Consider the following 24119-nt stretch of genomic DNA (forward strand, 5'->3'; position numbering starts at 1 on the left):
CTCAGCGCCGTCCCTCGATAGCCCCCGCAGCGGGAAGCGCAACAACCGTCAGCTGGGGATCAGCCAGCGCGACCGCCGACGTTGCCGCCCTGGCCGCGGCCACGGCCGCCACCACCATTGCCGCCACCGCCACGACGCTGGCTCTGACCCGCGCCCGCACCGGCACGCTGCTGGCCATTGCCACCGCCTTCGCGACGGCCACCGCCGGCCTTCTTCGGGCCCGCATGCGCATGGCGCGGTGCATCGCCGTGCGGGCGACGCGCGTGGCTCTTGCGCGGTGCGCGCTCGCCGGTATCGTGCTCGGCCTTGCCCGGTGCACTGTTGCCCCAACGGATCGGCGTCTGCAGCTCGAAGCCCGGCACGTCGCGGATATCCATGTCGCGGCCCAGCAGGCGGGTGATCGCGCGCAGCAGCTTCACTTCATCCTGCGCCACCAGCGAAATCGCCTGGCCGGTCGCACCGTTGCGACCGGTACGGCCGATGCGGTGCACGTAATCCTCGGCCACCATCGGCAGGTCGAAGTTGATCACCTTCGGCAGCTCGTTGATGTCGATGCCGCGCGCGGCGATGTCGGTGGCTACCAGCACGGTCACGCGACCGGCCTTGAAATCACCCAGTGCACGCAGGCGCTGGCCCTGGCTCTTGTTGCCGTGGATGGCTGCGGTCTTGATGCCGGACTTTTCCAGGAACGAGGCCAGCTTGTCGCTGCCGTGCTTGGTGCGCGCGAAGACCAGGGTCTGCTCGCGGCTGTCCTGCGCCAGCAGGTGCAGCAGCAGCTCACGCTTGCGGCTGCCATCGACCGGGTGCACGCGGTGGGTGATGGTCTCGGCCACGGTGTTCTTCGGCGTCACCTGGATCTGTTCCGGGTTGCGCATGAACTCCAGCGCCAGCTGGCGGATGTTGTCCTCGAAGGTGGCCGAGAACAGCAGGGTCTGGCGGTTCTGCTTCGGCAGCTTGGCGAGGATGCGCTTGATCGATGGCAGAAAGCCCATGTCAAGCATGCGGTCGGCTTCGTCCAGGATCAGCACTTCGATGCCGGACAGGTCGACGCTGCGACGCTCCAGGTGGTCGATCAGGCGGCCTGGGCAGGCGACCAGCAGGTCGACGCCCCGGCGCAGGATGTCCAGCTGGTTGCCCATGCCGACGCCGCCGTAGATGCAGGCGCTGGGGATGCGCAGGTACTTGCTGTAGCCGCGCAGGCTGTCATGCACCTGGGTGGCCAGTTCGCGGGTCGGGGCCAGGATCAGCGCGCGCGGCTTGCGCGGGCCGCTGCGCACTTCCTGCGAGGCGGTGCCCAGGTGCTGCAGCAGCGGCAGGCCGAAGGCGGCGGTCTTGCCGGTACCGGTCTGTGCGCCGGCCAGCAGGTCGCGACCGGCCAGCGCCAGCGGGATCGCCTGCTGCTGGATCGGGGTCGGGTTTTCGTAGCCCTGCTCGGCGAGCGCGCGCAGCAGGAAAGGCGCAAGGCCCAGGGATTCAAAAGACATTGAGATTGCTCCAAGTACAAGAAACGCCTGTCCGAACGGACAGACGGGGGCAGATCAAACTGATCGGCTGACTCGGAGCGTTCCCGTGAACCGCGCTGCGAGAATTGGGTGCAGCCGGCACGGAGCGCAGGCTGGAATGCGTGACGAACGGCGTCGGAGTGGGGGCGGGCGAAGTGGGCGGACCCAGGTCGCCGGCGATCCCGAAGGGAAACGGACGGCCGCTGCAGACCGCGCAAGTCTAAACGATCTTCCCTACTCCGCGCAAAATCCCCTGTTCAGGTAGGGGGGTATCTGCAGGGCTTGCAGCCCTGCACCCGCTAACGTCAACGTCAAAAGCGGGCTATCCGTGGGTTGGCGGGGGGGGGGGGGGGGGGGGGGGGGGGGGGGGGGGGGGGGGGGGGGGCGGGGGGGGGCGCCCCCCCCCCCCCCCCCCCCCACTACCGTTGGGTAGTTACATCCAGCCCGGCACCACGAATACCAGCCAGGCCAGCAGCGGTCCAAGCGCCACCACCAGTCCGCTGTAGACCAGGAAGCGGCGGAACAGGGTCTCGCGTTCCTCCTTGGCTGCCGAGGCCACCACCAGTGCGCCATTGGTGGAGAACGGGCTGACATCGACGATGGTGGACGACACCGCCAGCGCGCAGATCACGCCGGCGGCGCTGAGGTGACCCTGCATCAGGAACGGCACCGCCAGCGGAATCGTGGCGCCCAGCACTGCGGCCGACGAGGCGAATGCGGAGACGATGCCGCCGACGTAGCAGACCAGCAGCGCGCCGAGCAGCGGAATGCCGATGTCGGACACGCCATTGCCGATGAAGTCCACCGCGCCGGCATGTTCCAGCACGCCGATGTAGGTCACCACGCCACAGATCAGCAGCACGGTGGACCAGCTGATGCCATCGACCGCGCCCTTCTGGCTTTGTGGCGACAGCAGCGCCAGCGCCACCGCGACGGTGATCGAGACCAGGCCGACGTTGAGGTTGTAGATCAGCGCGGCCACGCCCAGGCCGAGCAGGCCGATCAGGGTGAACAACCGTTCGCGGGTCAGGCCCACCGCATCCAGTGCCGCCGGATCATTGCTGAGCGTGCCGCCGCCTGCTGCGACCAGCGCGCCATGGCCTTCGATCGCGAACTGGCGCGACGACGCCTGCGGGCCACCGGCCATCGCCAGTTCGGCATTGCCGATCGTTCCTGCCGCGGTGATCGAGCCGCGACGCAGCAGGGCGATGCCACCGAAGGCGAAGAAGCAGATCGTCGCCATCATGAAGTTGAAGCCCAGGCTGGTCAGGAACACTGCCATCTCGGTCACTTCCAGCCCAGCCTTCTGCACCACGCCGTTGGTGATGCTGCCGTACACGCTGATGGGCGAGAAGCCGCCGGCCTGCGCACCATGGATGACCAGCAGGCCCATCATCAGCGGGTTGATGTTGTACTGCTTGGCAAAGCGCAGCGCGACCGGGCCGATGATCGCGACCGCCGCCGGGCCCAGCGAACCGAACGCGGTGAGCACCGCGGTGATCACGAACATCACCCACGGAATGGCCACGATATGGCCACGCACCACTTTCACCGCCCAGTGCACCAGCAGGTCGATGGTGCCGTTCTTCTGCGCGATGGCGAACAGGTAGGTGATGCCGACCAGGGTCAGGAACAGATCGCCGGGAAAGCCGGCCAAAACCTCCTTGCCGCCCATGTCGACCCACAGCCCGCCGATGATGAAGGCCAGCGCAAAGGCGACCGCGCCCATGTTGATCGGCATCGCCGTGGCGACGATGAACATGATCACCAGGCCGATGATCGTTGCGATTTGTGGACTCATGCGCCCTCCCAGACACGTGGCTCACGTACAGCGCGGATGGAGACCCGCCATCCCGGGTTAAGGCGACGTACTGCGTGATGCGTGATACGTACTGCTGGAACCCGTTACTGCAGCCGCTCCAGCGCACTGCGGACCCACGCCGCGGCGCCTTCCAGGCTCTGGAACTCTTCCACCGCGCGCACTTCGCAGCACGGATAGGACGGCGCGACCACGCGCGCCAGTGCGTTGCCCGGGCCCAGCTGCAGGAACACCCGCGCGCCGCGCTCGAAGGCCTGGCGCATCACCTGCGCCCATTCGATGGTCTGCGCCAGCTGCGCCGACAGCGTGTGCACCACCGTGGCACGATCACGCACAGGCCGCGCATCGATGCCGGCCAGCAGCGGCAGGCGTGGGGCTTGCAGCGGCGAGGCATCGAGTGCGGCAGCGAACGGTGCGACCGCCGCCGCCAGCAACGGCGTGTGGGCAGGCACGTGCACCGCCAGCGGACGGATGCCGGCACCCTGCGCCCGTGCGGCACCGGCCAGCCGCTGCAATGCGGCGTGCGTGCCGCCCACGATGAAATGGTCCTGCCCATTGGCGATGGCCACGTACGCACCGTGCAGATCGCACAGTGGCTGCAGTACATGGCGCTCCAGGCCAAGTACCGCCTGCAGGCCTGCATCGGCGGGGCTGGCGCCGTCCATCAACTGCGCGCGCTGCGCCGCCAAGGCAAGGCAGGTGGCCGCATCGAAGCTGCCGGCGATGGCATGCGCGGCCAACTCGCCGATGCTGTAGCCGGCGGCCAGCGTCGGCGTTGGCACGTTGTCGCGCAGCCCCTGCCACTGAGCCAGAGTGGCCGCGCACAGCAGCGGTTGCGCCTGCGCATTGTCGAAACGGTCGTCGGCCACCGCGGCGGAAAACACATCGCGGCCGAGCACCGTGCTGGCCCGATCAAGGGTGTGGCGCGCGGCCGGAAGATCGCGCACGCGGTCGAACATCGCTGCGTGCTGCGCGCCTTGGCCGGGGCAGAGCAGGGCCAGGCTCATGCGCGCTCCTGCAGCAGCAGGAACCCGCTGCAGGCCAACAGGTCTGCGCTGCCGCCTGGGCTCAGCCGGCGCGCGACGAAGCCATCACCGATGCGACGCAGATGTGTCCGCCAGTCCGGCGCGAAGGTGCCGCCCGCGTCCAGGAAGGTGCGGGCCTGCCGCTGGGCCCAGCGCAGGCCGTCGGTGCCGCCACGGTGCAGCAGGTTGAGGTCATCCACGCACGCGATTAGCTGCATCAGGGTCTGGCACATCGCGGCCTCGCGTGGCAGGCCGCTGGCCAGCGCGTGACGCATGGTAGGCAATGCCACGCCGCGCAGCAGCGGATAGCCGGCGGCCGCTTGTTCGCGCACACCCTGCACGCCGTGCCGTGCGCGCGCGCGCTGGCCAGGGCTGTTCGCATCCAGAGGTGCGTCGGCGAGCTCGGCAGACCAGCGGCGCACTTCCTGGCAGACCTGCTCACCCGTGGCGGCATGGCCCAGGCGGGAGCGACAGGCCGCGGCGGCCGCCACCAGCAGGCCGAGACTGAAGACCGCGCCACGATGGGTATTGACGCCGGCGGTTGCGCGCAGCATCGCGATTTCGGCTGCGATGCCACATCGGCGCAAGGCGTCGAAGTCCGCCCCGGCTGCACCGAGGCAGGCCACGGCGGTGAAATAGTGGCGCAGCGCGAACAGGCTGCGCAGGAATGTGCCGGCGTCCATGTCGTGATGGCTGCCGCTGTCGAATGGCGTGACCAGTCCGGGCTTGGGCGCCAGCGCCAGCTCCGCATGCAGGCTGGCGACGGCGAGGCGCCCCAGGCGCGCGCTGTCCACGGCAGCTGCCGGCCTGACTGCCGATTGCACGACGGCGGTCATGCGCTCACCCCGGCGGAGGCGAACATCGCATCGCGTAGTTCCAGTGCGGCACCATCGAGGCGCTTGACCAGTACCTCGCGGCTGCGTCCGGCGTACTCCCGCCAGTTCACGGCGGCGTCGCCGCCCAGGCACAGCTCGCCATCGACCCGCCGGTCGTGTTCGGCTTCCCATGCCTGTAGCCGTACAGCCAGGGCATCGGCCTGCGCGGTGGTGTCGATCGGCCACAGCAGATCGACGTCCGAGCGCGCGTGCACATAGCGCAGGCCAGTAAGGTGCTGCCACGCGAAGGCACCGAATACGCGCGCCTCAGCGATGTTCTGCAGCACTTCAAGGGGCCGCCGCCAGTCCTGCGGAACGTCGCCTTTCAGCACCGCCTGGAGTGCCGGCGGCGGTGTGGTGCGCAGCACATCGTGTGCTGGCACGCGCAGGCCCAGGCGCAGTTTGCCCTCGGCGGGCGGCAGCGGCACGCCGAGACGCAGGCGTGGATCGGCATCGTCGGCGGCACGTCGCGCGACGATGGCCGGCCGGCCCTGTGCAAACCAGTCGGCCAAGCGCGACTCATGCGCGGCGATGTCCGCCTGCCAGCCGGCGTGCGCTGACAGCCAGACCAGCGTATGTCGGGGCAGCCGCTCAGGCATCGCCCTGGCTCACGGCTTCAGCCACGCGTGCGGCAAGCATGCGCCCGCCACGTTCGGCTCCGCGCACTGCGCGGCGGTCGCCATGGGCGGGCGTGCGCAGGGCCTGCAGAAGGTGCTGGGCAAGATTGCCCTCCCACAACGATTCCACCGCACCCATCGCCACGTAGTTCTCCACGCCCGGTGCGAACACCGGTGAGGTCTGGCTCAGCGCCTGCAGTTTATCCAGCGGCTGCTTGGTCACCCGGGCCATCGCGCGCAGGTCCATCACCCGCACCTGCGCATCCGGCAGTGCATGGATGTGGTCGGCCATCAGCCCGAACGAGAGGAAGCCGCCACTGACGGATTCACCGTAGACCAGCGTGACCAGTCGGGCGCCACGTCGACGCGCGAGATCCAGCGTCTGCGCCAGGTGCGCGAAACAGCCGTTGATGCCGAGCAGTTCGTCGCGGCGTGCCAGGCGCTGGCCGGCGGTGTCGACCAGCATCACGATCGGTTGCTGCGGATGCGCGGCGGTGCTGGCCAGCACCGTCTCGGCCAGTGCCAGTGCGTGGTCCACGCCCACCTCGAGCTTGTTGGCGGTGCCGATCACAGTCACATCGCCGTTGTCGGTGGTGGCGCTGCCGGTCAGCACCGAATCGCTCACCGCAATGGCATGCCCATGCGGAAACAGGGCATCGAGCAGTGTCTGCAACGGCATGCTCATGGCAGGCTCCGGTCGCCGGTGGCGGTGAGGAATTCATCGGTGTCGAGCAGTGGCAGGCGTTCGGGGTGGGCAATGCCCAGCCGCGCCCAGATCTCCAGGCCATCGCGGCAATCGCCCCAGGCCCGCACGCGCGCCTTCAAGGCCGCATGGCGTTCCTGCAATGCGGCCAGTGCAGCATCCGGGTCAGTGCCGCCCGCATCGGGGTGCAGCGCGTCGCGCGCGGCCAGCGCGAATGCTTCAAGGGCATCGGGCACCAGCACCTGCGCCTGGTCGATCAGGTACCGGTGCTTGCCACCGGTCACACGCCAGACCAGCGCGCGATCGCGTGAGTCGAACTCTTCCACGCCGCGAACGGTTTCGATCACCTCCGGTCCGGACAGCGACATCCGGCCTTCCTCGGACATGATGACCGTGGTGCAGCAACGGGCAACGATGCCCATGCCACCGAAGGCGCCGTTGCCGCTGCCGATCAGCGCGATCACCGGCACGCCCGCTGCACGCGCGCCCAGGGTGGCGCGCATGATCTCGGAGATCGCAATCAGGCCCGCATTGGCTTCGTGCAGCCGCACGCCGCCGGTATCGAGCAGCAGCAGCACGCCGTCAGGGCGGGTGTGCGCTGCACGGCGCAGCAGCCCGGTCAGCTTGGCGCCATGCACTTCGCCCACGCCGCCGCCCATGAATTCACCCTGTTGTGCGGCCAGCAGCACGTGTTTGCCCTGCAGCCTGGCCTCGCCGACGACGATGCCATCGTCGAACGCGGCCGGCTGGTCGAGCTGGGCCAGGTGCGGACTCATCATCCGTCGCGCCGGGCCGAGGAACTCGTGGAACGAGCCGGCGTCGACCAGCCCGGCGATGCGCTCGCGCGCATCGGCTTCGTAATAGCTGTGGCGCTGTACGTGGTTCATGGCGCGCCTCCGGCCAGCAGGGTTTCCACGGCCTGGTCCAGGCGCAGGCTGACCACGGCCGGGGTTGCACCGGCGTCGTTGATCGAGACGCGCACATCGCGCAGCGGATGACGTTGTGCGAAGTCGTTGATCACCGCCTGCCAGATGCTGCCGAAGCCCTGCGCGGCGGTGATGACGCGCACCGTCATCGCGCCCTGCTGCGCCGCCGGTTCCAGCAGGATTTCCAGGTTGCCCGACGCCAGCACGCCCACCAGCACCGCATCGCGCGCGAAGGGCACGTCGGTGCGGCCTTCGAATCGATAGTCGAGGGTTTCCATGCTCAGCCCCTTACCAGTTGCGGAAGCGCTTGGGCGGGTCGTACAGACCGCCGGACCAGCGCACCAGGTCCTTCACCGAACGCGCCGCCAGCAGGTCACGGCTGGCATCGCGCACGGAGATGCCGAGGTCACCGGGACGGCGGATCACGCCGCGGTCGCGCAGGTTCTCCACCATCGCGCGGTCGCGCCCGATGCCCACGGCGGTATAGCCGGCCACGCCACGGATCGCCTGTTCGCGCTCCTCGGGGGTGCGGCACAGCAGCAGGTTGGCGATGCCTTCCTCGGTCAGCACATGGCTGACGTCGTCGCCGTAGATCATCACCGGCGGCAGCGGCATGTTCGCGCGTTCGGCCAGTTCCCAGGCGTCGAGGCGGTCAACGAATGCCGGGGCCATGTGCTCGCGGAAGGTTTCCACCATCTGCACCACCAGTTTGCGCCCGCGTGGCATCTCGCCCGGGCGTGCGGCCTGCCGGCCGGCCTTGATCCAGGCCTCGCTGGCATGGCGGCGGCCGCGCGCGTCCGAGCCCATGTTCGGTGCGCCGCCGAAGCCGGCGATGCGGTCGCGGGTGGCAGTGGAACTGTTGCCCTGCAGGTCGATCTGCAGGGTGGAACCGATGAACATGTCGCAGGCATACAGGCCTGCGGTCTGCGAGAACGCGCGGTTGGAACGCATCGAGCCGTCGGCGCCGGTGAAAAACACATCGCCCCGCGCGGCAATGTATTTCTCCATGCCCAGTTCCGAACCGAACGAATGCACCGATCTGACGAAGCCCGATTCGATCGCCGGAATCAGTGCCGGGTGTGGGTTCAACGCCCAGTGCTGGCAGATCTTTCCCTTCAGACCGAGCGATTCGGCGTAGGTGGGGAGCAGCAGTTCGATGGCGGCCGTATCGAAGCCGATGCCGTGATTCAAACGATTCACGCCGTACTCGGCGTAGATGCCCTTGATGGCCATCATTGCCATCAGTACCTGGATTTCGGAGATCTGCGCAGGGTCGCGGGTGAACAGCGGCTCGATATGGTTCGGCTTCGGCGCCTGCACCACGAAGTTGACCCAGTCCGCAGGAACATCGACGCGGGGGAGGCTGTCAACGATCTCGTTGACCTGGGCGATGACGATGCCGCCACCGAAGGCGGTGGCTTCGACGATCACCGGAGTGTCTTCCGTATTCGGCCCGGTATAGAGGTTGCCGTGGCGGTCGGCGGCCTGCGCGGCGACCAGCGCTACGCGCGGCGTAAGGTCGATGAAGTAGCGGCCGAACAGTTCCAGGTAGGTGTGGATGGCACCGATCTGGATGCGCCCTTCGGCCACCAGGTTGGCCAGTCGCACCGATTGCGGGCCGGAGAACGAGAAATCCAGTTTCGAGGCGATGCCACGCTCGAATACGTCCAGGTGCGAGGGCAGTGAGAGGACCGACTGCACCATGTGCAGGTCATGCACGCGGGCGGGGTCGAGGTCGGCCAGCGCCTGGGCGAGGAAATCGGCCTGCTTCTGGTTGTTGCCCTCCAGGCAGACCTTGTCGCCTGGCTCCAGCACTGCGTGCAGCAACTCGCCGACGTCGCTGCTGGCGACCTCGCGTCCCCGGGCCCACGGCGCGGCACGTTCCAGGCGGGCCTGGCGACTGCGTTCCAACGTATCCCAGCTCGGGTTCATTGACCGGCTTCCGACGGGTGTTGAGATAATTACGGCATAATTACGAAGTGGGTACAACCTGCAGTGCAGCAAAAAGAAGGGCCCGCGCGGAGGCGGGCCCATTCAGGGTGTGGGGTGTGGGGTGTGCCGACCAACCGTCGGCACCCACCGGTTCGCAGGTGGCTCAGAACTTCCAGCGCAGGCTGGCCGATACGAAGCGCGGCTCGCCGTAGTTGTTGTAGTCCAGGTTGGCCCAGTAAGTCTTGTCCAGCGCGTTGCGCACGCTCAGCGTTGCAGTCCAGCTGTCGCTGATGCGGTAGTTGGCATTGAATTGCACCAGCATGTACGCCGGCTGGTTCACGGTCACCGTGCCGCCCAGCGGGTAGGCGATGTTGTAGCCCTGCACCTTGCTCTGCCACTGCAGGCCACCGCCGATGCTCAGGCGTTCCAGCGCACCGCGCAGCTGCAGTTGCGTGTTGAGCTGCAGCAGGTCCTTGGGCGGGTTGGCGTACAGCAGGTCGGTGGCGGCGCGGGTGACCTTGACGTGGGTGTAGCCGGCATTGACCGTCCAGCCCGGCAGGATTTCGCCGTTGATATCCATCTCCCAGCCACGCGCCTTGGTACCGTTGACGCCGATGTAGGCCGAGCTGCCGTCGCTGAGCGAACCCTCCGGCACGCCCATGTCACGCACCGCGTAGTTGTCCTGCTTGGCCTCGAACACAGCGGCATTTGCGGTCAGGCGGCCATCGAACCACTGCGTCTTGAGGCCCGCTTCCAGGTTCGAGCCCTGCACCGGTGCCAGCAGGTTCTCGTTGCGGTCCTTGTAGTTCTGCGGATTGAAGATCTCGGTGTAGCTGGCATAGGCCGACACGTTCGGGGTGATCTCGTAGACCAGGCCCACGTACGGAGTGACTTCATCGCTCACCTTGTACGCACCGCTGGTGCCGGTATAGGCGCCGGCGGCGTTGTAGGAGCGGGTGAGGGTTTCCCACCGGCTCAGGCGTGCACCGGCGATCAGCGACAGCGGATCGGCCAGGTGCAGGCGCGTGGCCAGATAGACGCCACTCTGCGTGGTCTTGGCCACGCGGCGCGCGCCGGTGCGGCGGTAGGTCACCTCGGAGATATCGCCGTTCCAGCTGTAGACGTTGGGGATGTAGTAGCAGCGCTCGCGTGCACCCGTGGCGCTGACACACGTTGCCCAGTCGCTCGGGAAGTTCAGCGCCACGGTGTTCGTGGTCCCTTCCAGATCCGACCACTGGGCACCGACCGTGAGGTCGTGGTCGCGGCCGAACAGCGGGAAGCTGCCGGTCAGGTAAGCATCGACATTGCGGCGGGTGTCTTTCGAATCACCGGCGGCCGCACGCAGGAAGATGCCCGAGCCGGTCACCGGGTCCGGGTTGCCGGTGCCGTACAGGCGCACGTTCTGCACGTTGCCGCGGGTGTAGGCGGTGTTGATCTTCAGCAGCCAGTTGTCGCCGAAGCGCTGTTCCAGGTTGGCGAAGGCGGTGTTGCTCTCGCGCTTCCAGTAGCTCCACTTCGGCGACAGGTTGGTCGAGCGCGGCAGATGGGCGAAATTGCCCTGCCTGTCGAAGAACGGCACGGTGCCCCAGGTCGAACCGGTCGGGTTGTTGTCCTGGGTCTGGTAGCCGAGGGTGAGGGTGGTGCTGTCGGTGACATCGCCTTCCAGCACCGCCATGCCGGCCATCTTGTTCTCGTCGTAACGGTCGTAATACAGGCCACGATCGGTGTAGGCGGCGACCACGCGGCTGCGGAAACGGCCGTCATCGGTCAGCGGCGCGGTGACATCGGCTTCCATGCGGCGGTAGTCCCAGCTGCCGGCGCTGACCGCGAACGACGCGTCGAATTCCTTGCCGGGGCGCTTGCGCAGCAGGTTGACCGTGGCCGACGGCACGCCGGCGCCGCTGAGCAGGCCGTTGGCACCGCGGATCACTTCGATGCGGTCGTAGAAGGCGGTGTCGTATTCCTGGTTGGTGGAGCCGCTGTAGGTGGGAATGCCGTCGACCTGGAAGTCGGTGATGGCGAAGCCACGCGCGTAGTACAGCGGGCGCTGCGTGTCATAGAAGGACACGCTGACGCCGGTCACGTTGCGCATCACATCGTTGATGCTGAACAGTGATTCGTCCTGCAGGCGCTGCAGGCTGATCGCGGTGGCCGACTGCGGGGTTTCCTGCAGGGTGATCGGCAGGCGCGTGGTACTGGCCGGCGGAGCGGACCGCTCGGCCCGGACGCTGACCCGGTCCAGGGTCTTGGCATCGGCGGCGGCATCGGTGGCGGCGAACGCGGCGGGCGTGACCAGCAGGGTCAGCGACGAAAGCAGGGCAGCCGACAGCAGCGCGCGGCGGGGCAGGCGGTTACGGACAGGCAGGGGCATGGTGGGCTCGAGGCTTGGAAACGGGGAAGGGCGGCAACAGTCGTCCAGCACCCGGGGCGGCGGCTTCGGGCACGGTCATGTCCTTCTGGAGAGGCGCGATCACTGCGCAGGACGCAAATGTAAATAATTCTTAACAAGATTACAATTCGTGTCATTGCGTAGAGGCTTTCCGGCATCCAGCAGGCTTCCTGTTGAGCCGAGCCCATGCTCGGCTGTTGGCAGCCGCGAAGAGCAGCCGAGCGCAGGCTCGGCTCTACATCCGGTGGCCGCCCAGACGAGAACGGCCACCCGAAGGTGGCCGTCCGTCTGCATCGAAGGAACGCGCGGGCTTACAGAGCCTGCAGTTCCTCATTGGCATTGCGCTTTTCCTTCGCCGGAGCCGGAGCCGCAGCGGCCGGAGCCGGCACCGCCGCGTTCGCATCCACCGGCACCTCCAGGTACGGCAGGTGCAGGGTCTGGCTGGTCAGCGTACGGATCTCGTTCACCAGCGCCGGGCTGTCGTTGAGCTTGCGCCCATACGACGGCACGATCTCGCGCAGGCGGGTTTCCCAACCGGCCTTCATCTGGTCCGGGAAGGCCTTGGCCATCAGGTCCAGCATGATCGGCGGCGAGGTTGACGCGCCCGGCGACGCGCCGAGCAGTGCGGCGATGGTGTGGTCCTTGTCGGTCACGATCTCGGTACCGAACTGCAGCACCGGGCCCTTCAGCGGATCGCGCTTGATGATCTGCACGCGCTGGCCGGCGGTGACCAGCTTCCAGTCACCCGGCTCGGCATTGGGGAAGTACTTGACCAGTTCGGCCTGGCGGTCGGCATCGTTCAGGCGCGCCTGGCCCATCAGGTACTGCACCAGGTCCAGGTTGTCCTTGCCCACTTCCAGCATCGGGCCAACGTTGTTGTGGGTCACCGAGGAATACAGGTCCCACCACGAGCCGTGCTTGAGGAACTTGGTGCTGTACAGCGCAAACGGCCCGAACAGGACCACCGGTTTGCCGTCCAGCTTGCGCGCATCCAGGTGCGGCACCGACATCGGCGGCGAACCGGTCTCGGCCATGCCGTAGGCTTTCACGCCATGGCGCGAGGTCACGTCCTGGCCCTGGAAGGCGAGGAACTGGCCACCGACCGGGAAGCCGGCATAGTCCTTCGACTCCGGAATGCCGGACATCTGCAGCAGCTTCAGCGCGGCGCCGCCGGCACCGATGAAGACGAAGCGGGTGTGGGTGGTGGTTTCGGTGCCGGCCTTGAGATCCTTCACCGTCACGTTCCAGCTCTTGTCGGCGTTCTGCCGCAGCGCGGTCACTTCATGGTTCAGGTGCAGGCTGAAGTTCGGGCTGCGCTGCAGGCCGGCGGTCAGCTGGCGGGTGATCACACCGAAGTTGACGTCGGTACCGAGCGGCATCCAGGTCGCGGCCACCTTCTGCTTCGGGTCGCGGCCTTCCATCAGCAGCGGCGCCCACTGCTTGATCTGTGCCGGATCTTCCGAGTACTGCATGCCGTAGAACAGCGGGTTCTTCACCAGCGCCTGCTGGCGCTTGTGCAGGTAGGCGATGTTGTCATCGCCCCAGACGAAGCTCATGTGCGGCGTCGGGTTGATGAAGTCGCTGGGCTGGCTCAGCCGGCCTTCCTTCACCTGGTGCGACCAGAACTGGCGCGAGACCTCGAACGATTCGGCGATGCCGACCGCGCGCTTGGTCTCGATGCTGCCATCGGGCAGTTCCGGGGTGTAGTTCAGTTCGGCGAACGCCGAATGGCCGGTGCCGGCGTTGTTCCAGCCGTCGGAGCTTTCACCGGCGACGCCGTCGAGGCGTTCGTAGACCTGGATGTTCCAGTCCGGCTGCAGTTCCTGCAGGTAGGTGGCCAGGGTAATGCTCATGATGCCGGCGCCGACCAGCACCACATCGACGGGCTTGTCGTTGCTGGCGGCGGGCACCGAGCGCTGGGTCAGCGGCCAGTACAGGAACAGCGCGGCGGCCAGCAACAGCAGCACGAGCAGGGCGAGAAGAGCCTTGCCAAATTTCTTCATGGGGGCGGGATCGTTGGCGGAGGGGAAGGGGTCAGGATGCGCGTGGGGCAGGGAAAGGGCGTGAAGAAACAACGCCTTGCCGCATCCAGGTGCGATTCTAACCGGATCCGGTCCGTTTTTGATGCAACGCAGCATCCGGTCGGCGGTCCTCTACCATAGCGCCAGGCCATGCCCGGCGACGCGGCCGTCCCTGCGGATGCCGATGCCGCCCGGCCGCGGGGCGTCGAAGGCGTTTCCCGGGAGTGCAGGCAGCCGGGTCAGTCACTGCCGACGGTGAAGTATTCCACGGCGAAATAGCCGATCTGGTACGCCAGCGTTGCCAGCACCAGGCGCAGCTGTGTGCGTTGGCTGCGCAGTCGCCAGCCGAGCACCGCCACCGCCAGCATCAACACGGCATGCAACGGGTACGCGGCTCCCAGCAGCTTCCAGCGGCTGCTGCCCTTGATGGCGGTATCGACCAGGTCGAGCAGGGTCAGTGCAGCAATCACGCTGAAGATCCAGCGCCGGCGCTGCATGAGATAGTTCCCGTAGCTGCCGTATTCGCGCAGGTCGTCGGGAAACAGCAGCGCGCACAGCAGGAACCAGGTCGCGCAGTACACGATCACGAACAGGTAGGTTTCAAACGTCCAGCGGTGCACCTCGATGAGGCGGAACTCCCACCACCAGAAGGTCACCAGCGATATCAGCGTCCACGCCACCCAGCCCAGGTGCAGGGCCGAGCAGCCGCGGCGCTGCGGATGCTCGATGATCTGCGCCAGGCCCTTGAGCACGGTGGTAATCGACAGGCCGAGGATGATGCCCATCACCACCCGGATGTGCAGGAACAGCGGATCGGTCTGCATCGCGGCGCTCCGTGTCGGGTGCTGCGATGCTGGCACAACCGGGCGCCCCGGAACGGACCCCGGTCACGCGCCGAAAAAGGGGACGCCGGGGATCAAGTCGTATCAGGCCATACGGCCTGCACGGCGGAAGCGACTTGATCCCTCCACGCCCTTGTCGCTGTGCAGCTCAGCGCTTGCGCCGGATCAGCGCCGAGGACGCATCCAGCACCGCGCGGGTCAGAAGAGCCATGGTCTGCACGTCGCCTTTCCAGTGTTGCCAGTACAGCGGCACGTCTTCCCACGCGCGCTGGCGCACGTAGACCAGGCGGCCTGCGTCCAGGTGGCGCTTGACCAGCGGCAGCGGGTTCATGGTCCAGCCCAGTCCGCCGAGGTTGGCCTGCACGAAGGCCCGGGTGGAGGGAATCCACCAGGTCGGTGCGGTGCTGGGCAGGTCGTCGCCGGCCATGCGCCGGGCGAAGCGCGACTGCATTTCGTCCTTGCGGTTGAACACCAGCACCGGGGCCTGCGCCAGAGCCTGCGCGGTCACGCCCTTGGCGAAGTGGCGTTCGCGGAATTCGGGGGTGCAGGTCGCTGCATAGCGGATGCTGCCCAGCGCATGGATCTGGCAGCCCTGCACCGGCTCGTCCAGGGTGGTCACCGCGCCCAGCACCGTGCCCTGGCGCAGCAGCTCCACCGTGTGGTCCTGGTCTTCCACACGCAGGTCCAAGGTGGTGCCGGTGCTCTGCGCGAACTGGTGGGCCGCCTGCGGAAACCAGGTTTCCAGGCTGTCGTGGTTCACCGCCACCGGGATGCTGGCCTGGGGCAGATCCTCATCGGCCAGGCCCATCCGGTGCAGCGCATCGTGTTCGAGCAGGGCGGTCTGCTCGGCCAGCTGCACCAGCAGCTGCCCCTCGGCGGTGGCGGTGGCCGGCGTGCCGCGCTTGACCAGCAGGCGGCCGATCCGGTCCTCCAGTGCCTTGACCCGCTGCGAGATGGCCGAGGGCGTGACATTCAGCGACTGCGCGGCGCGGTCGAAGCTGCCTTCGCGGATCACCGCGGCCAGGGCGCGCAGCTGGGCATGATCGATACGCATCGAATTAAGCTCCGCTAATGTTGATTTAGGAAGTTTAGCTCGTCTTTTTCATGTTGCGGCGCGACAATAGCGCCCGTTCCGGTGCTGTCCGCCTTCGCGAGGCACCGTCCCCCCAAGCAATACAAGGCAGTGAATCCCATGTTCTCGGTCATCTCCGCCAGCACCGGCCTCGGTGCCTGGTTCTCTGGTGCAGCCACCGGCATCGGCCTGTTCGCCGTGGTCGGCGCCCAGAGCGCCTTCATTCTGCGCCAGGGCATCCTGCGCAAGCACATCGTGCCGGTGGTCGCCACCTGCGCGGCCATCGATGCCATCTTCATCTTCGCCAGCGTGGCCGGCCTGCGCACGCTCACCTCGGCGCTGCCGTGGCTGACCAGCGCCGTGCTGTGGACCGGCGTCGCCTTCCTGGCCTGGTATGCGATGAAGTCGGCACGCCGTGCAATCGCGGGGGGCGGTGGCATGGGCGAGGCTGACAGCGACGACGGCAGCCGCCGCGCGGTGCTGATGGCCGCGGTCGGCTTCTCGCTGATCAATCCGCACTTCTGGCTGGACATGATGGTGATCGGCTCGATCGCCGAGAACTTCGGTAACGCCCGCATGGCCTTCGCCGCCGGCGTGGTCACCGCCAGCTGCCTGTGGCTGACCGCGCAGGGCCTCGGCGCACGCCTGCTGGCGCCGCTGTTCACCAAGCCCAGCACCTGGCGCGTGCTCGACGGCACCATCGCCGTGATCCTCAGCATCCTGGCCCTCATGTTGGCGGTGCGCGGGGTCCACTGACCCGGCGCACGCCCCCCGAACCCACGTCCTGACTCTCTCTCCAAGGTAGTGGCAACGACGGCACCGGCAACGGTGCCGTCGTCTTTTCCGGCTCTGGCGGGAAAGGCATGGCCCTGCCTAGAATCGGCCACCAGGACAAGGTGTCCACAGGAGCAGGGGAAGGATGCACAAGACGATTCTGGCGGCCGCACTGGCCGTCATCGGGGGCGTTGCCGCAGGCAGCGTGGGGGCGGTGGACCTGACGCAGTACCTGCGCCGGGAGACCTTCACCGACATCAAGATTTCGCCGGGGGGCGAGTACGTAGCGGCAACGGTGCCGAGGGAAGACAGCACCGCGATCGCGATCCTGCGGTTGAAGGACAAGCAGCTGGTCGGCAGTTTCTGGCCACCCAGCCGCAACCACGCGCAGGAATTCGACTGGGTCAGCAACGAACGCCTGTTGATCGGCCTGGCCCAGAAGTGGGGCTCGCTCGACCAACCCAATCCCACCGGCGAACTCTATGCCGTCGACGCCAACGGCAACCGTGGCGAGCTGCTGGTCGGCTATCGCGTCGAAAGCAAGGGCCCGGGGACCCGCATCCAGCCGAAGAAAGTCGAAGCAGTGGCCGCCTTCCTGGCCGACGACCTGCCGGGCGACGAGCGCAACGTGCTGGTGACCGTATGGCCGCTGGCCGAGGACCCGTTCACCCGCGTCGATCGCATGGATGTGACCACCGGCCGCCGTGCGCGGGTGGCATCTTCGCCGGTACGGCGCGGCGAATTCACCACCGATGGCGCCGGCGAGGTCCGCTTCGTGCACGGCTCGGGCAGCGACAACATCAACAAGCTGTATTTCCGCGAACGCAGCGGCGACACCTGGAAGCTGATCAACGACGAGGCGGTCAGCAAGCGCATCGAAACCGCCCTCGGCTTCTCGGCCGATGACAGCCTGGCCTACCTCAACGTCGAGCAGGCCCAGGGCCCGGATGCGATCGTCAGCTGGAACCCGCAGACCGGCGAGCGTGCCACGCTGCTGCGCGACGAGGTGGTCAATCCGTATCGCATCATCCATCGGCCCGGCACCCACGTGCCGGTGGGCGCGCTGTATCTGGGCGATACGCCGCGTACCCGGTTCTTCGACGAGAAGTCGCCGGAGGCGCGCCTGTACCGCAGCCTGGAAGCCGCCTTCGGAGGGCCCGTCTACATCACCTCCAGCACCCGCGATGGCCGTGTCGTGCTGGTGGAAACCTGGTCGGGCTCGAACCCGGGCGATTTCTACGTGTACGACACGGTGGCGCGCAAGGCTGATCACCTGATCAGCCGCAGCGACTGGATCGACGTTGACCGTAGTGCCAGCGTGAAGCCGATTGCACTGAAGGCCCGCGATGGCCTGCCGCTGCATGGCTTCCTGACCCTGCCGGCCGGCAGCGACGGGCGCAACCTGCCGATGGTGGTGATGCCGCATGGCGGCCCGTTCGACATCTTCGATTCCGGCCAGTACGACCGCGAAACGCAGATGCTGGCCGCGGCCGGTTATGCCGTGCTGCAGGTCAACTTCCGTGGTTCGGGCAACTACGGCCGGGCCCACACCCAGGCCGGTGCGCAGCAGTGGGGCGCGGCAATGCAGGACGATGTCACTGATGCCACCCGCTGGGCAATCAGCGAAGGCATCGCCGACGGCCGTCGCATCTGTATCTACGGCGCCAGCTACGGGGCCTACTCGGCGATGATGGGTGCCGCCCGCGAACCCGGGTTGTATCAGTGCGCGGCGGGCTATGTCGGGGTTTACGACCTGCCGATGATGTACACCCGCGGCGACATCCAGGACCGGGGTTCAGGCGTGACCTATCTGCGCGAATGGCTGGGGGATCCGGCCAAGCTGGGTGCGGTGTCGCCGGTGAACCTGGCCGAACGGATCAAGGTGCCGGTGTTCCTGGCCGCCGGTGGCGAGGACAAGCGCGCGCCGATCCAGCACACCGAACGCATGGAAGCGGCGCTCAAGCGCGCCGGCACGCCGGTGGAAAGCCTGTACTACAAGACCGAAGGCCACGGCTTCTACACCGAGGCCCATCGCAGCGAGTACTACGACAAGTTGCTGGCCTTCCTGGCGCGCAGCCTGGGTGGCAAGACCGCGACGGCCGCGCCTGCGACCGGCAAGGACAAGGCGCCCTGAGCTGACAGGGCGGCGGATGAACGTTCCGCCGCCCTGGTTTTCCGCAAGCGCGGGGTTTACTTCACCCCGTGCATCATCTTCTTCAGCAGCGGTGCGGCGATGAAGGCCGCCAGTGCGCAACCCAGGCCGATCCACATCAGCAGCCAGAACAGGTGCGCGTAGGCGCCGGCTGCGGCCACCATGTCCAGCGATTCGCCTTCCGGCACCTCGATCGCGGCCAGTTTGCCGAACAGCGCGGCCAGCGTCTCCGAGAATGCGGTGGCCAGGAACCAGGTGCCCATCATCAGGCTCATCACCCGCGGCACGGCCAGCTGGGTCACTGCCGACAGGCCGACCGGCGACAGGCACATCTCGCCGCTGGCGAGCAGGAAGTAGGCCAGCACCAGCCACCACACGCTGGCCATCTCGCCGGTGGCGCCCACCTGCTGCGCCGCCAGTGCCAGCGGCAAGAACGACAGTGCGCCGATCACCAGGCCCCAGGCCGACTTCACCGGCTTGCCCGGCTCCCAGCCGCGGCGGTCCATCCACGTCCACAGCGCGGCGAAGACGGGCGCCAGCAGCACCAGGAACAGGCCGCCGAGATAGGTGAGCGAGCCGGCGGTCTGCGGGATCACCAGGCAGTCGCGCACCAGCAGCACCAGCATCAGCACGACGATGGCGGCGAAGAACGTGCGCGGTGCAGACGAGCCCGGGCGGCGCTCGGACAGCCGCGCGCTGATCACGAAGCCCAGCGGTGCCAGCAGCAGCGAGAGGATCGACCACGGCAGCGGCGTGCCGCCGGTGATCACCAGCGAGGGCACGATGTCCTTGGTCAACAGGCGGTCGGTGAAGGTCACCCACGAGCCGTAGGACTGCTCGTACATGGTGAAGAACACCAGCGCCAGGAAGATCAGTACCATCAGCGCGATCATCTGCTGGCGCTGCACCGGCGTGCACTTGCTGCCGGTGAACCAGGCGAACCAGACCAGCACGCCGCCCAGCACCACCAGCATCAGCATCAGCGCCAGGCTGATTTCACCGCCCAGCGCGAACGCGCCGTTGCCGGCAGCCCACATCAGCCACGCCACCGGCAGCACACCCAGCACCGCGCACAGATAGATGAGCCATTCGCGCGGCAGTCCCAGCACCTTCTGCTTCAGCGCGGCCGGTTGCGGCGGTTCGGCATGGCCCTGCAGGTACTTCTGGCCCCACAGGAACATCGCCAGGCCGGCCAGCATGCCGATGCCGGCAGCACCGAAACCATACTTCCAGCCATAGGCCTCACCGAGGAAGCCACACACCAGCGAAGAGAACAGCGCGCCGAGGTTGATGCCGGCGTAGAACAGCGAGAAGCCCGAGTCGCGACGCGGATCGTCCTTGGCGTACAGCTTGCCGACGATGGTCGAAATGTTCGGCTTGAGGAAACCGACGCCCATGATGATCAGCGCCAGCGACAGGTAGGTCACCGCCAGTGCCGAGGTGTCGCGCACCACTTCGCCGTTTACCCGGTAAGCGGCGCGGCCCTCGAAGGCCATGCCGAGGTGGCCGAGCACCAGCAGGATGCCGCCGAACAGCACCGCCCGCCGCATGCCCAGCCAGCGGTCGGCCAGCATGCCGCCGAACACCGGGATGCAGTACACCAGGCCACCGTAGGCACCGAGCAGGTCCAGGCCGGCCTTGTCGCCGAACAGGTGGTACTTGGTCAGGTACAGCAGCAGCAGCGCCTTCATGCCGTAGAAGGAGAAGCGCTCCCACATTTCGGTGAAGAAGCAGACGTAGACGCCCTTGGGGTGGCCCAGGAAGTCGTCGGAAGCGATAGCGGTGGAATTCATCGCGGAATTATAGGCCTGTGACCTGATCCGCTTTCAGTAGATCCACGCCATGCGTGGATTGCCGGACTGGCCTGGGCGATCACAGGTATCGCAACCAAGGCAGATCGCGCCTTCGCGCTTTGAACCGCGCGAAGGCCCGCGTCGGCGGGTACAGCACCACCGCCAGCGCACAGGCCACCAGCAGCAGGCCGCTGACCGAATCCAGGGCATACAGCTCGCCATGGGTCGGCCCCCAGGCCGCCAACGCGGCCAGGTACAGCCCCTTCAGTACGTACAGGTGCAGCAGGTAGAAGAACATCGGCGCAGCGCCGATATCGGCCAGCGGCTGTAGTGCCCGCGCCAGCGGCGGCCATTCGTACAGCCGCAGCAGCAACATTCCCACCCCCAGGGTCAGCAGCAGGAACTGCAAGGACGGCGGGTATTTGGTGACATTGAAGATGCTCAACCACGTGCGCAGCGTAGTGGTCTGGTACGACCAGGGAGCATCCCCATACTGGTTGGCGAACCGCAGCAATGCGAACAGGGCCAGCGCGCCGAAGCCTGTCCACAGCAGCCAGCGCTGGCGCTGCTCCGGCGCGCGCTCGCGGGCGAACCAGGGCCCCATCAGATAACCCAGTGCGATCACCCCGATCCACGGCAGCACCGGATAGGAGGTACGCAGGCGCAGCGCGCCAGCCTCGATCCAGCCGCGCTGATGCAGCACTTTCCACAGCACCGCCAGCAGGCCATCGCCTTGCACCCGCATGCCGTCGAACAGGTTGTGCGCGGCCACCACCGCGATTGCCAGCATCAGCAGCGCCGGGCGTGGCAGCCACAGCAGGCCGGCCAGCGCGATCATGCTCAGCCCGATGGCCCAGATCACCTGCAGGTACAGCGTGTCCGGCGGCAGCTGGAAGGTCCAGGCGAAGTTCACCAGGGTCAGCTCCAGTACCACCAGGAACAGGCCGCGCTTGAGCAGGAACGCGGCCGTGGCCCGGCGCGGATCCGCCTGGCGCTGGCCGTACAGCCAGGCCGACAGGCCGGTCAAGAGGACGAACACGGGTGCGCACAGGTGGGCCAGCAGGCGGCAGGCGAACAGCGCAGGAGAGACTGTCGCTGCATCCATCGGGTCGCTCACCTGGTGCTGCAGGAAGAAGGTCTCGCGCACGTGGTCCAGCAGCATCAGCAGCATCACGGTGCCGCGCAGCTGGTCGATGGAGGCCAGGCGAGGGGAGGGGGAAGGGGGCATGCGATGCAGTAAGAACAAGGTAGAATTAAGATATAACATATCATTTGCGGCGCGCCCATCCGGACTTTGCCGGGTCGGTCGATTGCCGGGCCACGTGTTGGCCCGTTGCGCTGCAGCGCACGCCCCCATCCTTTGGCACGCTGGACTTGATCTGCCCTGAACGCTAGCGTGACAGGGATTTTTTGCCAGCAGGGGCTTCCATGAACCACGACGCTGCGCCCAAGCAGCTCACCTTCCGCGCAGTGGCCCTGGCCATCGTGCTGGCGGTGGTGCTGTCGGCCGCCAACGCCTACCTCGGCCTGTTCGCAGGCCTGACCATCGCCACCGCCATTCCCGCCGCGGTGATTTCCATGGGCGTGCTGCGCCTGCTGGGCGGTGGCTCCATCCTTGAAAACAACATCGTGCAGACCGGTGCCTCGGCCGGTTCATCGATCGCCGCCGGTGTGATCTTCACCATCCCCGCGCTGGTGATCATGGGCTACTGGCCGGACTTCAAGTACTGGTGGGTGCTGGGCATCGCCGGCCTCGGCGGCCTGCTGGGCGTGCTGTTCTCGGTGCCGCTGCGCCGTTCGATGATCGTCGAAGACCCGCTGCCGTTCCCGGAAGGCAAGGCGGCGGCGGAAGTGCTCAAGGCCGGTGAGAACCCGGGTCCGGGCCTGAAGATCCTGGGCCTGTCGGCGGTGATCGGCGCCTTCGTCAAGCTGGCCGCGGAAAGCGGCATGCGCCTGATCCCGGACGCCTGGGCCACCTCGGCCTATGTCGGCAGCTCCAAGGTCACCGCCTTCATCGGCACCAACCTGTCGCCTGCACTGCTGGGCGTGGGCTACATCGTCGGCCTCAACGTCGGCATCGTGGTGGTGTCCGGCTCGATCCTGACCTGGCACATCGCCATTCCGATCTACCAGGCGTTCTTCATGAACACCGATCCGGCATTGGCCGCGTCGGTTGCCGCGGCTTCCTCCACCGAGGCCGCGTTCGCCATCTGGGGCGCGAAGATGCGCTACCTGGGCGTTGGTGCGATGCTGATCGGTGGCATCTGGACCCTGATCTCGCTGCGCAAGTCGCTGCTCAACGGCGTCAAGAGCGGCTTCGCCGCGGCCCGCAAGAGTGGCGGCCCGGTGCTGGCGCACACTGAGCGCGACCTGCCGATGAAGTGGATGCTGGTCGCCCTGGTGGCGTTCGTGCTGCCGCTGCTGGCCCTGTATCAGGCCATCGTCGGCCAGTGGCACGTGTCGATCCCGATGACCCTCATCATGATCGTCGCCGGCTTCCTGTTTGTTTCGGTCTCGGCCTACCTGGCCGGCCTGATCGGTTCGTCCAACAACCCGGTCTCGGGCATCACCATCTCGACCATCCTGTTCGCCTCGGCCGTGCTGGTCGTGCTGCTGGGCGCTGACGGCCTCAAGCCGGTCGGTGCCGGCGGTGCACCGCTGGGTGCGGTGGCTGCGATCATGATCGGTGCGGTGGTGTGCTGCGCCGCTGCGGTCGGTGGTGACAACCTGCAGGACCTCAAGGCCGGTTACATCGTCGGTGCCACCCCGTGGAAGCAGCAGCTGATGCTGGGCATCGGTGCGTTCTCGTGCGCGCTGATCATGGCCCCGGTACTGAACCTGCTGGCCACTGCCTACGGCATCGGCGTGAAGTCCGAGCTGCACCCGAACGCGCTGGCTGCGCCGCAGGCCAACCTGATGGCCTCGGTGGCCAAGGGCCTGTTCGGTGGTGAACTGCCGTGGACCTTCATCGGCATCGGTGCTGTGGTCGGTGCTGCCATCATCGCCTTCGACAGCTGGCTGAAGTCACGCAACGCGCGCTTCCGCGTGCCGGTGCTGGCCGCCGCCATCGGCATCTACCTGCCGCTGGAACTGATGGTGCCGATCTTCCTCGGCGGCCTGATCGCCCATCTGGTCGAGCGCTTCCACAAGGTGCGCGCCGATGACGAAGAAGGCCGCGACCGCGTGCACAAGCCGGGCGTGCTGTTTGCCGCCGGCCTGATCACCGGTGAGGCACTGATGGGCATCGCCATCGCGATTCCGATCGTGATCAGCAGCCGTGCCGACGTGCTGGCGGTGCCGTTCCACCTGCCGGGCGCACAGTGGATCGGCCTGGCCGTGCTGTTCCTGGTCGGCTGGCTGATCTACCGCACCGGCAAGTACGCCAAGGCGTAAGGGGCGGGCTCTGACCCTGGGTGCAACGGGTAGTGGGGGGGGGGGGGGGGGGCCCCCCCCCCCCCCCCCCCCGCCCGGGGGGGGGGGGCCCCCCCGCGCCCCCCCCCCAAAACCCCCCCCCCCCGGGCGGTGCGTTTTTTGGGCTTAGGCCCCCGACCCCCCCACCCCATCGCGGGGGGGCCCCCCGCCCCGGGGGGTCCAAAAGTTTTTTTTTTTTTTTGGGGGCCCCCCCCCAATAAAAAACAAAAAACCAAGTCCCACACGGCAGCGCGGGGCCCCCGCCG

At 67.3% G+C, this 24119-nt stretch carries 18 protein-coding genes; 3 read left to right on the plus strand and 15 right to left on the minus strand.

The annotated features are described in order from the left end of the window. Positions 1-59: 59 nt before the first annotated feature. The 13 genes from WDC87_RS15905 to WDC87_RS15965 form a co-directional block, all read right to left on the minus strand. Entirely contained in the window at positions 60-1484 is a 1425-nt protein-coding gene (locus WDC87_RS15905) for a DEAD/DEAH box helicase (RefSeq protein WP_164082357.1), read from the minus strand. 451 nt (positions 1485-1935) lie between these two features. Beyond that, on the minus strand, positions 1936-3303 hold the full coding sequence (locus tag WDC87_RS15910) for an SLC13 family permease (RefSeq protein WP_088496420.1): 1368 nt from the start codon (positions 3301-3303) through the stop codon (positions 1936-1938). A gap of 104 nt (positions 3304-3407) precedes the next feature. Next, a complete protein-coding gene (gene mdcH / locus WDC87_RS15915) occupies positions 3408-4328 on the minus strand; it encodes a malonate decarboxylase subunit epsilon (protein WP_111201161.1) in 921 nt (306 codons plus the stop codon). Continuing rightward, positions 4325-5182 carry a triphosphoribosyl-dephospho-CoA synthase MdcB gene (mdcB, locus tag WDC87_RS15920; protein ID WP_227836623.1) on the minus strand — a complete coding sequence of 286 codons (858 nt, stop codon included), beginning with the start codon at positions 5180-5182 and terminating at the stop codon, positions 4325-4327. Before mdcB ends, mdcH begins: the two co-directional genes overlap by 4 nt. Beyond that, on the minus strand, positions 5179-5820 hold the full coding sequence (gene mdcG / locus WDC87_RS15925; protein WP_252745247.1) for a malonate decarboxylase holo-[acyl-carrier-protein] synthase: 642 nt from the start codon (positions 5818-5820) through the stop codon (positions 5179-5181). Before mdcG ends, mdcB begins: the two co-directional genes overlap by 4 nt. Beyond that, positions 5813-6517, minus strand: a complete 705-nt coding sequence (mdcE, locus tag WDC87_RS15930; RefSeq protein WP_065178163.1) for a biotin-independent malonate decarboxylase subunit gamma — start codon at positions 6515-6517, stop codon at positions 5813-5815. The genes mdcG and mdcE overlap by 8 nt, the downstream gene beginning before the upstream one ends. Before the next feature lie 2 nt (positions 6518-6519). Further along, positions 6520-7428 carry a biotin-independent malonate decarboxylase subunit beta gene (locus tag WDC87_RS15935; protein ID WP_252745248.1) on the minus strand — a complete coding sequence of 303 codons (909 nt, stop codon included), beginning with the start codon at positions 7426-7428 and terminating at the stop codon, positions 6520-6522. Next, positions 7425-7745: a malonate decarboxylase acyl carrier protein gene (gene mdcC / locus WDC87_RS15940; protein WP_065178127.1), complete on the minus strand. Its 321-nt coding sequence runs from the start codon at positions 7743-7745 to the stop codon at positions 7425-7427. Before mdcC ends, WDC87_RS15935 begins: the two co-directional genes overlap by 4 nt. A 10-nt stretch (positions 7746-7755) precedes the next feature. After that, entirely contained in the window at positions 7756-9399 is a 1644-nt protein-coding gene (mdcA, locus tag WDC87_RS15945; RefSeq protein ID WP_188241185.1) for a malonate decarboxylase subunit alpha, read from the minus strand. 163 nt (positions 9400-9562) lie between these two features. Then, positions 9563-11770, minus strand: a complete 2208-nt coding sequence (locus WDC87_RS15950; protein WP_252745249.1) for a TonB-dependent siderophore receptor — start codon at positions 11768-11770, stop codon at positions 9563-9565. A 329-nt stretch (positions 11771-12099) separates the two neighbouring features. Then, the gene (mqo, locus tag WDC87_RS15955) at positions 12100-13791 is read right to left on the minus strand and encodes a malate dehydrogenase (quinone) (protein WP_252745251.1); all 1692 of its coding nucleotides are present in this window, start codon (positions 13789-13791) and stop codon (positions 12100-12102) included. A gap of 257 nt (positions 13792-14048) precedes the next feature. After that, on the minus strand, positions 14049-14633 hold the full coding sequence (locus tag WDC87_RS15960; RefSeq protein WP_072168683.1) for a hypothetical protein: 585 nt from the start codon (positions 14631-14633) through the stop codon (positions 14049-14051). Between the two features lie 166 nt (positions 14634-14799). After that, a complete protein-coding gene (locus WDC87_RS15965; protein ID WP_072168684.1) occupies positions 14800-15705 on the minus strand; it encodes a LysR family transcriptional regulator ArgP in 906 nt (301 codons plus the stop codon). 138 nt (positions 15706-15843) lie between these two features. Between WDC87_RS15965 and WDC87_RS15970 the strand changes: the two genes are divergently transcribed. Together WDC87_RS15970 and WDC87_RS15975 are read left to right on the plus strand one after the other, a co-directional pair. Then, entirely contained in the window at positions 15844-16479 is a 636-nt protein-coding gene (locus WDC87_RS15970; RefSeq protein WP_072168685.1) for a LysE family transporter, read from the plus strand. A gap of 163 nt (positions 16480-16642) precedes the next feature. Next, complete coding sequence (locus WDC87_RS15975; protein WP_088496413.1) at positions 16643-18631, plus strand: prolyl oligopeptidase family serine peptidase; 1989 nt, start codon at positions 16643-16645, stop codon at positions 18629-18631. A 56-nt stretch (positions 18632-18687) separates the two neighbouring features. Here WDC87_RS15975 and WDC87_RS15980 read toward each other — a convergent pair whose 3' ends face one another. Together WDC87_RS15980 and WDC87_RS15985 are read right to left on the minus strand one after the other, a co-directional pair. Next, positions 18688-20442, minus strand: coding sequence for an oligopeptide:H+ symporter (locus WDC87_RS15980; RefSeq protein ID WP_180890469.1), 1755 nt, complete (start codon positions 20440-20442; stop codon positions 18688-18690). Between the two features lie 79 nt (positions 20443-20521). After that, positions 20522-21670: a DUF1624 domain-containing protein gene (locus tag WDC87_RS15985; RefSeq protein ID WP_072168688.1), complete on the minus strand. Its 1149-nt coding sequence runs from the start codon at positions 21668-21670 to the stop codon at positions 20522-20524. Positions 21671-21870: 200 nt separating this feature from the next. Between WDC87_RS15985 and WDC87_RS15990 the strand changes: the two genes are divergently transcribed. Next, complete coding sequence (locus WDC87_RS15990) at positions 21871-23835, plus strand: oligopeptide transporter, OPT family (RefSeq protein WP_072168689.1); 1965 nt, start codon at positions 21871-21873, stop codon at positions 23833-23835. Positions 23836-24119 lie beyond the last annotated feature (284 nt).

Origin of the sequence: Stenotrophomonas maltophilia group sp. Smal12, from assembly GCF_037079935.1 — a bacterium.
Taxonomy (GTDB): Bacteria; Pseudomonadota; Gammaproteobacteria; order Xanthomonadales; family Xanthomonadaceae; genus Stenotrophomonas; species Stenotrophomonas sepilia.